Origin of the sequence: Robbsia andropogonis (genome assembly GCF_034047095.1) — a bacterium.
Classification (GTDB): Bacteria; Pseudomonadota; Gammaproteobacteria; order Burkholderiales; family Burkholderiaceae; genus Robbsia; species Robbsia andropogonis.
This window is the reverse complement of record NZ_CP139164.1, coordinates 838492-851058: the sequence shown is the minus strand read 5'-3', so window position 1 is coordinate 851058 and position 12567 is coordinate 838492. Positions and strand designations below refer to the sequence as shown.

The 12567-nt window shown below is 56.7% G+C and carries 11 protein-coding genes; 3 read left to right on the top strand and 8 right to left on the bottom strand.

Features of this window, described 5'->3' with window-relative positions:
• Positions 1-77 precede the first annotated feature (77 nt).
• Positions 78-917, top strand: coding sequence for a glutathione-dependent disulfide-bond oxidoreductase (yghU, locus tag SJQ66_RS03620; protein WP_024904150.1), 840 nt, complete (start codon positions 78-80; stop codon positions 915-917).
• Between the two features lie 115 nt (positions 918-1032).
• Here the strand turns inward: yghU and SJQ66_RS03615 are convergent, their stop codons facing one another.
• The 6 genes from SJQ66_RS03615 to SJQ66_RS03590 all read right to left on the bottom strand — a co-directional run bounded on the left by SJQ66_RS03615 (position 1033) and on the right by SJQ66_RS03590 (position 7239).
• On the bottom strand, positions 1033-1863 hold the full coding sequence (locus SJQ66_RS03615; protein WP_024904149.1) for an SDR family oxidoreductase: 831 nt from the start codon (positions 1861-1863) through the stop codon (positions 1033-1035).
• Between the two features lie 172 nt (positions 1864-2035).
• Complete coding sequence (hydA, locus tag SJQ66_RS03610; protein WP_024904148.1) at positions 2036-3538, bottom strand: dihydropyrimidinase; 1503 nt, start codon at positions 3536-3538, stop codon at positions 2036-2038.
• Entirely contained in the window at positions 3535-4263 is a 729-nt protein-coding gene (locus SJQ66_RS03605; RefSeq protein ID WP_253464096.1) for a maleate cis-trans isomerase family protein, read from the bottom strand. The genes hydA and SJQ66_RS03605 overlap by 4 nt, the downstream gene beginning before the upstream one ends.
• 18 nt (positions 4264-4281) lie before the next feature.
• Positions 4282-5127 carry an ABC transporter ATP-binding protein gene (locus SJQ66_RS03600; protein WP_253464094.1) on the bottom strand — a complete coding sequence of 282 codons (846 nt, stop codon included), beginning with the start codon at positions 5125-5127 and terminating at the stop codon, positions 4282-4284.
• Positions 5128-5296: 169 nt separating this feature from the next.
• A complete protein-coding gene (locus SJQ66_RS03595) occupies positions 5297-6097 on the bottom strand; it encodes an ABC transporter permease (RefSeq protein ID WP_253464157.1) in 801 nt (266 codons plus the stop codon).
• A gap of 122 nt (positions 6098-6219) precedes the next feature.
• Positions 6220-7239 (bottom strand): ABC transporter substrate-binding protein, encoded by a 1020-nt coding sequence (locus tag SJQ66_RS03590; RefSeq protein WP_253464092.1) that lies wholly within the window; start codon positions 7237-7239, stop codon positions 6220-6222.
• Positions 7240-7521: 282 nt separating this feature from the next.
• Between SJQ66_RS03590 and SJQ66_RS03585 the strand changes: the two genes are divergently transcribed.
• Positions 7522-8244: a GntR family transcriptional regulator gene (locus tag SJQ66_RS03585; protein ID WP_253464090.1), complete on the top strand. Its 723-nt coding sequence runs from the start codon at positions 7522-7524 to the stop codon at positions 8242-8244.
• Positions 8245-8273: 29 nt separating this feature from the next.
• Here SJQ66_RS03585 and SJQ66_RS03580 read toward each other — a convergent pair whose 3' ends face one another.
• Positions 8274-10595: an FdhF/YdeP family oxidoreductase gene (locus tag SJQ66_RS03580; RefSeq protein ID WP_046152580.1), complete on the bottom strand. Its 2322-nt coding sequence runs from the start codon at positions 10593-10595 to the stop codon at positions 8274-8276.
• A 112-nt stretch (positions 10596-10707) separates the two neighbouring features.
• The gene (locus SJQ66_RS03575; RefSeq protein ID WP_024904141.1) at positions 10708-10974 is read right to left on the bottom strand and encodes a catalase family protein; all 267 of its coding nucleotides are present in this window, start codon (positions 10972-10974) and stop codon (positions 10708-10710) included.
• 240 nt (positions 10975-11214) lie between these two features.
• Between SJQ66_RS03575 and SJQ66_RS03570 the strand changes: the two genes are divergently transcribed.
• Positions 11215-12561, top strand: coding sequence for a putative DNA modification/repair radical SAM protein (locus tag SJQ66_RS03570; protein ID WP_046152528.1), 1347 nt, complete (start codon positions 11215-11217; stop codon positions 12559-12561).
• Positions 12562-12567 lie beyond the last annotated feature (6 nt).

Here is a 12567-nt window from a genome sequence, read left to right as displayed (position 1 = left end):
CACCGCCGGTGAGAAAATCGATTAAACGCTAGAATTCACCGGTGCGTATTCAGTGCATACCAACCGGAGCCGCAAGAATGAGCGATTCGAATCCATATCAACCGCCGAAAGTCTGGACCCCCGCCACTTCCGGCGGCACTTTCGCCAGTATCAATCGACCTGTCGCCGGCCCGACTCATGAAAAGTCCCTGCCCGTAGGAAAGCATCCACTACAACTCTATTCCTTGGCCACACCCAATGGCGTGAAAGTCTCGATCATGCTCGAAGAGCTGCTCGCATTGGGTCACGACGGTGCCGAATATGATGCATGGCTCATCCGCATCTCAGAAGGTGAGCAATTTTCCAGCGGCTTCGTCAATATCAATCCGAACTCCAAGATACCCGCGTTAGTCGACCACAGTGGCGCTACCCCAGTGCGTGTCTTCGAATCCGGCTCGATCCTGACCTACCTCGCGGACAAATTCGGCGCGTTGCTGCCCACCACGCAGCCAGCGCGTGCGGAAACAATGAACTGGTTATTCTGGCAGATGGGTTCCGCACCCTATCTCGGTGGCGGCTTTGGCCATTTCTATGCGTATGCGCCGGAAAAGTTGGAGTACCCGATCAATCGCTTTGCGATGGAAGCAAAGCGCCAACTGGATGTGCTGGACCGCCAATTGGCGCAGCATCGCTATATTGCGGGGAATGAATACTCCATCGCCGATATTGCTATCTGGCCATGGTATGGCGGTCTCGTGCTAGGTGCCGTATATAATGCCGCGGAGTTTCTAGCGGTTCATGAGTACACCCACGTGTTGCGCTGGGCCAAGGAGATCGCCGAGCGCCCCGCCGTCAAACGCGGTCGTAAAGTGAACAGCATACGCGGTGACGTGTCGGAGCAGGTTCACGAGCGGCATCACGCATCCGACCTGGACTGACATTTCACACAAAGTGCATGCAACACCGGCGAGCGGAGACGGCCTAGCAGTCCACCGCGCTGGTGCTACGCAACTACAGCATCGCGCGCCACCGCCGCCGCGGTAACGCGCAACGCTAGCCGCGACCGACAAATGGCATATTGCTGGCCATCACCGTCATATTCAAGACATTCGTCGTCAGCGGCAGGTTGGCAACATAACTCACCGCATCCGCCACATCGCCCACGTCGCACATAGGCTCGGCCGCTGTCGTGCCATTGGCCTGCAGCACGCCTTTCCGCATTCGCGCCGACAGTTCCGTAAGCGCATTACCGATATCAATCTGACTCGCGACGATATTGAAAGCACGTCCATCCAACGCGATGCTTTTCGTCAGGCCAGATACCGCATGCTTGCTCGCCGTGTATGGTGAGGAAAACGGTCGCGGGGCGTGCGCCGAAATCGATCCGTTGTTGATGATCCGTCCCCCTTGCGGCGACTGCCGGCGCATCAAACCAAATGCCGCGCGAGCACACAGAAACACGCCGGTCACATTGGTGTCGATGACATCGCGCCATTTCTCCACGCTCAGTTCATCCATCGGCACTGCCGGAGCGTTGATTCCCGCGTTATTAAAAACCACATCCACACGCCCATATGTGTTCTCGATCGTCCCGAATAACGCGTCGACACTGGTCTCATCGCGAACATCAGCGGTCACTGCCAACGCGTCGCCACCTTGCATGCGCGCCTCTTCCACAAAGCCGTGCAGCAGCTCCGCTCTCCGTCCGGCCACGACGACCGTAAAGCCATCTCGTAATAATCGCCTGGCCGTCGCGCGTCCAATACCACTCCCCGCGCCGGTAACCAATGCAATACGACGCGCACCGTCCGGGCGAACTGGACCGTCAGAGGCCGCTTGCGTCACTCCGACTAGAATGCCGTGCTTGTTGCTGTTGTCACCCATGTTGTCTCACTCCTCGACGCTGTTTTATTATGATCTACATGGTAGCGCAATCAGTGGTACACGATGGCGTCCGATATAGTGCATCCATCCGGCGAAGCTGCCAGCCCAAACCAGATGATGCAACCCGATACTCACGACCATCGATTAAAAGGCCAGGACCGGTCCATGACGCCTAAAGGCCGATATCTGCAAGCCAAGGAAACAACCGATCTCGCCCCGGACGTTGTTGCCGGTGATAGGCAACCGGCCGATCACACTTGAGAAACTGTCCGCGCCCGAGCGCAGTACTGAAGGTACCGCTACCCCGATCCCAGACCACGTCACCGCGCGACAGCGTCAGCGCTGGCCAGGCGCGAACCGCACGCCCTTCATAGGGCGTGTAATCCACGGCATGATGCAATGCACTGTTCCGGATCGGCATGGGATCGAAGGTATCCCAGATAACCAGATCGGCATCGCAACCAATTGCAACGCTTCCCTTGCGAGGATAAAGACCGTACATCTTGGCAGGGCCGGTAGCGGTAACGTCCACGAAACGGTGGATATCGATCCGTCCGGTCATGACCCCTTCCGAAAACAGCAATGGCAAACGCGTTTCCACCCCTGGGATACCATTCGGCACGCGATCGAATGATGCATCAACGCCATGCATCTGCTTGCCGCCCTCACCTGCATATTTGTACGGTGCGTGATCCGAAGAGAACACGGTAAAGATCCCGCTGTCCAGCGCCTGCCAGACTTCGTCCTGATTCGCCGCATCGCGCGGCGGTGGACTGCAGATGCATTTTGCGCCGTTGAAGAGGTCGCCCTCGCAACCTTCCAGATCGTCCGCGGTTAGAAACAGATACTGCGGGCAGGTTTCCGCGAAAATTGGCGCGCCACGCTGCTGTGCCTGACGAATCTGTTCGATGGCTTGCTTTCCCGAGACATGGACGATCAATACCGGCGTATCCAGCATTTCGGCAAGCGAGATCGCACGATGCGTGGCTTCCCGTTCGACCAACGGTACGCGTGACACCCCATGAAACGATGGCGCCCGACTGCCGCGTGCTAATAACCGTTCTGTCAGCCACGCGATGCAGTCGGCGTTTTCCGCGTGGATCATCGTCATCGCCTTTTCTTTACGAGCGATTTCCAGCACGTCCAGAATATGACGATCCTCCAGCTTCAGCGAATCATACGTCATGTAGAGCTTGAATGACGTATAGCCTTCCTCGATGAGCCCCGGCAGTGTTTCAGGCAACTTACCGGCTTCCGCATCGGCGATGATCAAGTGAAACGCGTAGTCGATGATGGATTTGCCCTCCGCACGCCGATGGTAATCATCGATTGCCTCGCGTAGCGAGCGGCCTTTTTGCTGCGCTGCAAACGGTATGATGGTGGTCGTGCCACCGCAGGCGGCAGAACGGCTTCCCGTTTCGAAATCGTCGGCATTGATCGAACCGTCCGAGCTTGGCTGGTCCAGATGCACATGGGCATCCACGCCGCCAGGAAGAACCCAGCGACCGGCGGCATTAATCTCCCGCGTGCCATTCGCCAACCCACGTCCCATCGCAGTGATCGTACCGTCCACGATACCGATATCGGTATCGAAAACATCTGCCGCCGTCGCAACGCGTGCATGGCGGATGACCAAGTCAAATGCCGCTTTCGATGTCATTGCCTGCTCGCTCATATCACCTCCCGAAAAAGCCGGCCCCAGCCCCGCACCCGCTTTGGATCTGTTCCCGACAGTAACAGGGATTTCCAGACCACCGTGGAAATCGTGTCGTAGATTGGAATGCCTGTTTCCTGCTCCAACGCCTCCACCAGTGGTGCGCCCCGCAGATTCGTGCAGAAAATCGAAATGGCATCCGGCTTCGCTTCGGCCACTTCATGCACCATACGCCGAATCGTGTCCCCATTCACTTCGGAAAACGAGAAATTATCGCGCTTGTTCAAATGCCTTTCTGCAACACAATCCCACCCGGCACCACGATACGTTTCGATGACCTTGGCCTGAACGTCATCCGTGTAAGGTGTCACCAGGCCAAAGCGCCTGACACCCGTCTTTGTAAATATCTCATTGAGCGCCAACACCGATGTACATGCCGCAATACCGGTACGTTCAGTGATACGGGCGCAAAGACGTTCGTCTGCATCAAAACCAAGCCAGCCGGACGACGTGCCGTTCCAGCCAATGACGTCGAGCTTCGCATGCGATAACAACTCGGCAGCCGCAAGAATCGGTTCATCGTCGAATTGCGCGAGCGCGTTATCGGATAGCGCGATCTCCGTCACCTTGAAGCGACCGAAATGAGCACTGGTGTCTTCAAGGCCGTCGATCATCGCGGACGTGACCGGCTCCAGCGTGGTGTTGGAAGACGGCGTCAACATGCCGAGTAGATAGCGTCGCTTCATGATTTCATCCAGTTTACATCAAGCCATTTGTTCTTCACGCAGCAGTTGCCTTGCCGCCGACGCTTCTTCCCGGATCAGTGCATGCACATGGCGCTTGAGATCGTTGAATGCAGGCGACGTGATGTCCCGCGGCCGCGGCAGATCGACCGAAATCAATTCTCGAATGCGACCGGGACGATGCGTCATGACGGCTACTTTTGTCCCCAGTAGCAACGCTTCGTCTATGCTGTGGGTGACGAACACGATCGTCGAGCGTGACTGTTGCCAGATGGTCACTAACGCTTCCTGGATCTCCTCCTTCGTCTGTGCGTCAAGCGCGGCAAAAGGCTCGTCCATCAACACGACATCCGGATTCATCAACAAAGCCCGGGCAATGCCCACGCGTTGGCTCATGCCGCCGGACAATTCGGTCAGGTAATGATTTTCGAAACCGCGCAAGCCGACCATATCGATAAACGTTTGCGATAGTTCACGCCGTTGCGCGGCAGACTTCCCTTTGAGTTTGTAATGGAAAGCAATGTTGTCCCATACGGGTAACCACGGCATCAGTGTAGGTTGCTGGAACACCATGCCGCGCTCCGCACCGGGTTTGCTCACCTGTTTTTCGCCCACACGCACGCTACCGGACGTGGCCGTCTCGAAACCGGCGATCATGTTCAACAACGTCGACTTGCCGCATCCCGATGGGCCGAGCAGGCAGAGAAATTCCTGCTGCGCCAAATCAAGATTGATACCGTCCAGTGTTGTAAGCGCGGTACCGCGCTTCTGGTCTGTAAAGACCTTACTGACATTTTTTATTTCAAGATACGCTACACCGGATGACTGCACGGTGCCTGCGGCACCTTTGTCGCAATGTTGCCGCATGAAACACTCCGATTCATCGAGCCCGTGTGCCGAGTACGACACGCAAGGGCAATAATTCTGCAATCATGGTCCGGTAGTCATTCACCACACAGGCTATCGATTTTCCAGCACCCACCAGATGTTCCCGCCCGTCGCCATCACAGGGATAGCTGCCTGACATACGGCGACGTCAATGTTGCCGCACCGCGCCGCGACGTTGCCAATGCAGAACGCGCGCCATCACTTCTCGCATCAACACATCCGACAGATAGCCAAGGACACCAATGCTGATCATCGCGCCGATGACCAGGTCATAACGCAAAAAGTAATACGAATCCCACAATGCATAGCCAAGACCACTTTTAACGGCGACCATTTCGGCCGTTACCGTCAGCATCCACGCCGAGCCGATGGCAATCCGCAAACCGGCAAAGATACTCGGAAGCGATGCCGGCAACACCACGAAGCGCAACATCTGCGATTGCGACGCACCCATCATAGACGCAGCACGAATCAACTGGCGATCCGTGTTTTTCACACCGTGAATCGTATTCATCAGGATTGGGAAGAACGCCCCGAGGAACACCAGGAAGATCGCCGGTTTGTTCGCGATACCAAACCAGATGATCGCCAATGGTATCCACGACACCGGTGGCACCGGCCGCAGCAACTGCAATGTCGGCTCCATGGTTCGCTCGATCCAACGCCACCACCCTATTGCAACGCCCAGCACGACTCCGGAAACGGCTGCGATGACATAGCCCGCCAACACGCGCCCAAGGCTCGCAACCGCATTCGGTCCCCAGGTACCACCATAGCTACCCGAGGTGCCATTCGTCCCGAAAATCCAGTCGATCAACGTCACGATTACCCGCGACGGCGCCGGAAGCAGGGACTGCGGAATAGCGCCCGAGCGCGAGAATGCCTCCCATCCGGCAATCAGCACCGCCGGAACGATAAGGCGCGTCAACCACGTCGCGCCAGCGTGCATCGCGCCTCGCCCCGTCTTCAGTCGCGCCGGCCGTGCCGCCTCTACCGGCGTGGCGACGGGTTGTCGGGACCCTTGCGCGCGTTGCGTCGTATTCATTGTTTGCATGCTCGTTCAGTACGGAATCAAAAGCCGAGCGCGGTCTTGGGTTGACCGGTCGCCTTGCTTAGGAAGTCGTAATCCATATTCGCCGAAATCTTTGGTGTGACGTCGGTAGATACGTAGTGCAAGTCGCGCATCATCTTGGCGATGGCATCGGTCTTCAGGCGATACATCTTGTAATCAGGGAACGCATTTTTCAGTGACTCGGCCGCAACAGACTTGTCCAACGCGGTGTATTTGTCGATGGCACCCAGCCAGCCGGCATTGCTTTGTTTTAAACCATCTACCATCTTCACCACCGCATCCACCGTCTGCTGTACCTGTTCTGGATGCGCATTGATGTAGTCGCGACGCGTAACAATCAGATTCGTCAAGTTGCCGGCCGCCTGATCGTACGGCAGGTTGAACAGATCGCCGGCGCCGGAGAGACGTATCTGTGACGCAAACGGTTCCACCGAGCACACGATGTCGATCTCGCCACGCTGCAATGCACCGATGTCATCGGCAGGATTCGGGATGTTAATGAATTGCACGTCCTTGTCGGGGTTGATGCCATGCATCAGCAATTCGCCGCGCATATGAATATCCTGCGCGTTGCCGCGGGATGCGGCCACCTTGAGCGGCTTGCCGGCCGCTTTCGCCGCCGCCACCTTCTGCTTCATGCCGTCCCAATCGTTTTCCTTCAAGCCAAAACCCTTGCGTGTCAGGATGGCCGAACCGCCATTGACTTGCCCCGACACGGCTACGACATCGAAGCCACGGTCCAACGCCGTGACGAAGTGCAAATAGGTGACTTGTGCAATATCCACGCTGTGCGATATCAATGCGGTCAGCACGTCATTGCCGGACGTGAAGTTGATCGCATCGATCTTCGTCTTGCTGTACTGCGGCACCAGTGCCATCGACAGGCATTGCGCGCATTTCGCAAATCCCAGTTTCACCATATCGCCAGCCGGTGCCTGCGCGTGCGCAGCCGACATCGTCCCAAGCCCGGTGAAAGCCGACGTCACCACCGCCACGAAATATTGCTTGAACGTCGTCACTCCTGGCTCCTCAGTGAAATTGAAATGAAAATCCGTGTCCTTGCCTTGGACCGACGCACAACGAGCTGACCACCGCTCCAGCCCTTTCACCGGCACCCGGAACATTCAGTACAGAACGTCGTCATGCGAACATTTACGAGTCAGATTGTATGCAATCAAAAAAACAATCAATGACGGTTTCAAAATAAACTTTCGATGCCAGTTTTCAGGAAAACTGCCGACAATCGCGACCGTTTTTGTCATATCATCGCGGCAGCACATCCCGATGTCTTACGCGCAGTCATGGATCAAAACGCCTCGCTCGAACCTTCGCGCAACGCGGCCTCCACCGCAGAGCGGCCGCCGTTTTCAAACGACGAAATTTATCGCCGTATTCAAAATGCGGTACTGGAACATCGCCTGCCACCGGGGACACGATTGGTGGAGGAACGGTTGGCGGAAGTATCCGGCGTCAGCCGAACAAAGATTAGGGAAGTATTGAATAAGCTCGCGCACGAAGGGCTAGTGACAATGGTGCCGAACAAAGGCGCGTGCATCGCCAGTCCAACCGTGGAGCAAGCACGAGACGTGTTCGTTACCCGGCGAATGATCGAGCCGGAAATGGCGCGGCTCCTGACCAGCGCCATTACCTCGCCGCAAATCAAGGCGTTGCGCCGGCATGTGAAACAGGAGAGCGATGCGCGCAAGCGCAACGACATGCATGCGGTGATCCGCCTGTCAGGCGAGTTTCATATTCTGATTGCAGAGATGGTGGGCAATGAAATCCTGCTGCGCATGATGCGCGAGCTGGCGCCGCTGACGTGCTTGATCATCCTGCTTTATGACAAGCCGAACGCGCCGGCTTGCCCACACCATGAGCACGATCATTTCATCGACGCCGTGGAAGCGCGGGACCCCGACCGTGCGGCGCAATCGATGCTGACGCACCTGCAGCACATCGAGGCCACTATTAGCCTCACCAGCCCGCCAGCCATGCAACCCGATATCGAAGCGATCTTCAATTGATACGAGCGGCACGTCCGCGCCGTACACTGCTAGTCCGCCGTTACCTCGTCTTTCAAGACCCGCACGGAAATAGACTTTGCCGCAGGTACATGGCTGCGCTCCGCGTGATGCCAAAGCGGTAGCAATGCATTCAGTTCCGGGTAGTAACCCGCCGCACAGCCGAGAGGGATGTCAAAAGCACGCACCGACAGCCCCGTGACGCGTCGTATCACGTTATCGCCCGCGACTGTTTCCACCGCAACACGATCTCCCGGTATCAGTCCTCGCGCCGCGATATCGGCCTCATGCATCAATAGCACCTCGCGTGTGCCATGCACGCCTCGGAAACGATCGTCCAGTCCGTAAATCGTTGTGTTGAATTGGCTATCGCCGCGTGTTGTCATCAACTGCAAAATCGATGGGTCCGCCAGCGCCGGCAAATCAGGATCTGCCGCCAATTGCGAGACCACGGTGAAATTGGCTTTACCGTTAGGGGTCTTCCAGACGCGTTCACGCGCGGGCAGCGGCCTTTGAAAGACACCAGGTTGCCAAAGGCGCTTATTGAAGTCGCCGAAAATAGTAGGGAAGGTTTTCGCAATGGCATCGCGAACAAGTCCGTAATCCCCCACCCACTTATCCCAATCGACGGTCTGTCTGCCAAGCGTCGCTTTCGCCATCCCCGCGACAATGGCTGGCTCGGACAGCAAATATTCGCTTGCCGGTTCGACCATGCCGCGCGATCCGTGAAAACATCCCGTGGAATCCTCGATCGATACCGCCTGCTCCCCACTTTCCTGGCGATCGATCTCGATCCGCCCGAGGCAAGGCAAGATGTATGACACCTCGCCGTGCATCAAGCAACTGCGATTCAGTTTTGTCACGATATTGACCGTCAACCGCAATTTCTTCCATGCCGCCTCCATGCGCGTGGTGTCAGGAATGGCGCGAACGAAGTTGCCACCCAGCATGATGAACGCTTTCAAGCGACCATCCAGGGCCGCCTGGCAAGTCGCCACCGTGTCCATTCCTTTATCTCGCGGCGGCGCGAAATCATATTGCTTGGCGAGGACATCCAATGGCGCCAGTTCAGGCTTCTCCGTGATGCCAACCGTCCGCTGACCTTGCACGTTCGAATGTCCTCGCACGGGGCATATTCCGGCTCCTGGCTTTCCGATGTTGCCACGCAATAGCAGCAAATTAACCAGCAATTGAATCGTATCAACGCCTTTCCGATGCTGCGTCAGGCCCATCCCATAAAACGCCATCGCAGTGCGAGCATGCATATAGGTGTGAGCCGCTTTCTCGATTTCAGCGCGCGTCACGCCACTCCGATGCACGATCTCGTCCCAGTTGGCGGCGCGGGCCTGCGCTGAAAACGCTTCGAAGCCGTGGGTGTGCAATTGAATAAAGTCGGTATCGATGAGCCGCTCGCCGCCGTCGCGTATCGCCGTGTCATCTGCTTCGATAATGACCTTGCACATCCCGAGTATCACCGCTGCATCGCCACCTATCTTCAACTGGATGTATTGGGAGCTGATGCGCGTATCCATTCCTGGCACCAGCATTTCCATTGGCGACTGCGGATTGACAAATCGCATCAGCCCGGGCTCACGCACCGGGTTAAACGCGATCAGCGGCACACCTCGTTTACGCGCGTCTTGCAATGGATGCAGCATTCGCGGTGCATTCGTCCCGACGTTGTGTCCGAAATAAAGCACGCAATCTGTTTTCTCGAAATCATCGAGTGCCACCGTACCTACCGGGACGCCAATGACAGGCGGCAACGCCACGGACGTCGTCTCGTGACACATGTTTGAACTGTCAGGCAAATTATTCGTGCCGTACATTCGTGCGAACAATTGATACATATAGGACGTTTCAAGCGATGCGCGCCCTGACGCGTAGAAAACCGCCTCGTTCGGCGCAATCGCACGGAGTTCACGCCCGATCTCCTCGAATGCACTCTCCCACGATACGGCAACGTATTTGTCGGTGGCCGGGTCCCAACGCATGGGCTGCGTCAAGCGCCCTGCTTCTTCCAATGCCATATCACGCCACTGCTCGAGGTCGGCGCAGGTATGTTCGGCGAACAAGGCAGGCGTGGCGCGACGATCTGTGATCTCCCATGCGGTGGCTTTCGCGCCGTTCTCACAAAATTCAGCAACGTGCGGGTCGGAGGGCTTGGCCCACGAACAACTGACACATTGAAAGCCGTCCAGCTTATTCTGCTTCATCAGAACCCGCGCCCCCCGCACGAGAACGCGCTCCTGGCGAAGAATCTGTGCGACAGCTTTCATCGATCCCCAACCACCCGCTTTGGTAACGCCGTTTGCACTGGCATCGCGCGAAACATCTGGTTGATCGATGGTCATTACCGTCCCTGGGGTCTCGCCGTTCCCGCCTATGCTCGGCAATGTCGCGTCGCCTCGCGGTTGTCCGTCCTCATGCATCGCGCCTTCTCCTATCGATTCTCAATACAACGCGCTATTTCACGGCGGTCACGCCACCGGCTTTTTCAATCAATGCCTCGGTGCTACGGTGTACCTTCGAGAACGCAATCTTCACGCTTTCTACCTTATCGGTCGCCTTTGCCAGCCATTTAAAATTTCCGAGAAACGCTTTTAGCGTGGCGACCGTGAATTTCGGCGCGTTCTGCATTACAAAACCCTGTCTGCGTTGACCGTCCAGTCCAATAGCAGCGCCGCGTACGTCCATGTCCGGCTGAAAACGGAGAGGCTGCGCTATCACCATGGGAATACCTGCTTGTCTTTATGTAAGAAAACGAATGGCAAAACAGATGCCATGCCTGAGCAATTAACGTTCCTCGGCAACAAGGCTGATTACGCTGCCTATGCACACGGCGCTGATCGCCTACAAGGCACACATTGCCGTTTTTAGCGTGCGATTTCGGGCCGATAAAAGAAAAGACACTTGCGTGCCGCTTGCTTTGATCCGATACTGTACATATATACAGTATCGGATCAAACGATAATGGATCGACTGAAAAAGCTGGAAATCCTTGCAGATGCGGCGAAATATGATGCCTCTTGCGCTAGCAGCGGCGCGGCAGGCCGTGATTCGCGTGGCAAGGAAGGCATGGGCGTTACCACCGGTCAGGGCATTTGCCACAGCTATACACCCGATGGTCGATGCGTATCCTTGCTAAAGATCCTGCTGACAAATTTTTGCCTTTATGACTGCCAGTACTGCGTCAACCGCCGTAGCAGCGATGTGCAGCGGGCGCGCTTTACCCCCCAGGATGTCGTCGCGCTGACGCTGGATTTCTATCGACGCAATTACGTGGAAGGATTGTTCCTCAGCTCCGGGGTCATTCGTTCATCCGACTACACAATGGAACTCCTGGTGGAGGTCGCTCGCGCCTTGCGCGAGGACCACCAATTCCGAGGTTATATCCATTTAAAAACCATTCCCGATGCGGCGCCGGAATTGATCGATCTGGCAGGACACTACGCCGACCGCCTGAGTGTCAACATCGAACTGCCGACAGCGGTTTCGATCGCCCGGCTGGCGCCCGAAAAAAACCTCGGTACGATCCGCAAGGCCATGGCGCGCATTCGGCATCGGCAGTTGGCGAGCGAAGACGAAGGGACGTATGCCAATGCACACGCCGCCGTGCCAGACGGTGGCGCACCAACGAGTGCAACGAGCCGGGCGGAGACATATGCCTCCATCGCTCGTTCAGGTCCAGGGTTTGGCACCATGCAACGAGCACGGCCGCCACGCTTTGCGCCGGGCGGACAAAGCACGCAGATGATCGTCGGCGCTGATGATGCCAATGATCGTACGATCCTGGGAACCGCAGAGACGTTGTATCAATCCTATCGTTTGCGCCGTGTCTATTATTCCGCTTTCAGTCCCATCCCCAACAGCCCGGGTACCGTTCCGCTCGCACCACCGCCGCTACAGCGAGAACATCGCTTATATCAAGCAGATTTTCTGATTCGGCAATATGGCTTCTCATCGAGGGAGATTCTTGGGCAAGCAATGGATTTGGCACTTGATATCGATCCCAAAATGGCCTGGGCGCTAGCGCATCGCGATTTATTCCCGGTCGACCTCAATCGTGCTGAGCCTGGCATGATTGCGCGGGTTCCCGGTATCGGTCTACGCAATGCCGGACGTATCATTGCGCTACGCAAACAGAGACGGCTACGGTACGATGACCTTGTCCGATTACGCTGCGGACTAAAAAATGCGCGCGCCTTTATCGTGGTGGATGACTGGCGTCCTGGAAATAGCGAACAAAGCAGCGCCGCGCTACGGCAAGCGGTAGCGGTGGCGGCAAAACCGCTCCCCGCTCAAGCAACTTTGTGGTGATGCGAC

Coding starts and splice junctions, on each gene's coding strand:
- yghU (WP_024904150.1), top strand. CDS start 78: ATGAGCGATTCGAATCCATATCAACCGCCGAAAGTCTGGACCCCCGCC.
- SJQ66_RS03615 (WP_024904149.1), bottom strand. CDS start 1,863: ATGGGTGACAACAGCAACAAGCACGGCATTCTAGTCGGAGTGACGCAA.
- hydA (WP_024904148.1), bottom strand. CDS start 3,538: ATGAGCGAGCAGGCAATGACATCGAAAGCGGCATTTGACTTGGTCATC.
- SJQ66_RS03605 (WP_253464096.1), bottom strand. CDS start 4,263: ATGAAGCGACGCTATCTACTCGGCATGTTGACGCCGTCTTCCAACACC.
- SJQ66_RS03600 (WP_253464094.1), bottom strand. CDS start 5,127: ATGCGGCAACATTGCGACAAAGGTGCCGCAGGCACCGTGCAGTCATCC.
- SJQ66_RS03595 (WP_253464157.1), bottom strand. CDS start 6,097: ATGCACGCTGGCGCGACGTGGTTGACGCGCCTTATCGTTCCGGCGGTG.
- SJQ66_RS03585 (WP_253464090.1), top strand. CDS start 7,522: ATGGATCAAAACGCCTCGCTCGAACCTTCGCGCAACGCGGCCTCCACC.
- SJQ66_RS03580 (WP_046152580.1), bottom strand. CDS start 10,595: ATGACCATCGATCAACCAGATGTTTCGCGCGATGCCAGTGCAAACGGC.
- SJQ66_RS03575 (WP_024904141.1), bottom strand. CDS start 10,974: ATGGTGATAGCGCAGCCTCTCCGTTTTCAGCCGGACATGGACGTACGC.
- SJQ66_RS03570 (WP_046152528.1), top strand. CDS start 11,215: ATGGATCGACTGAAAAAGCTGGAAATCCTTGCAGATGCGGCGAAATAT.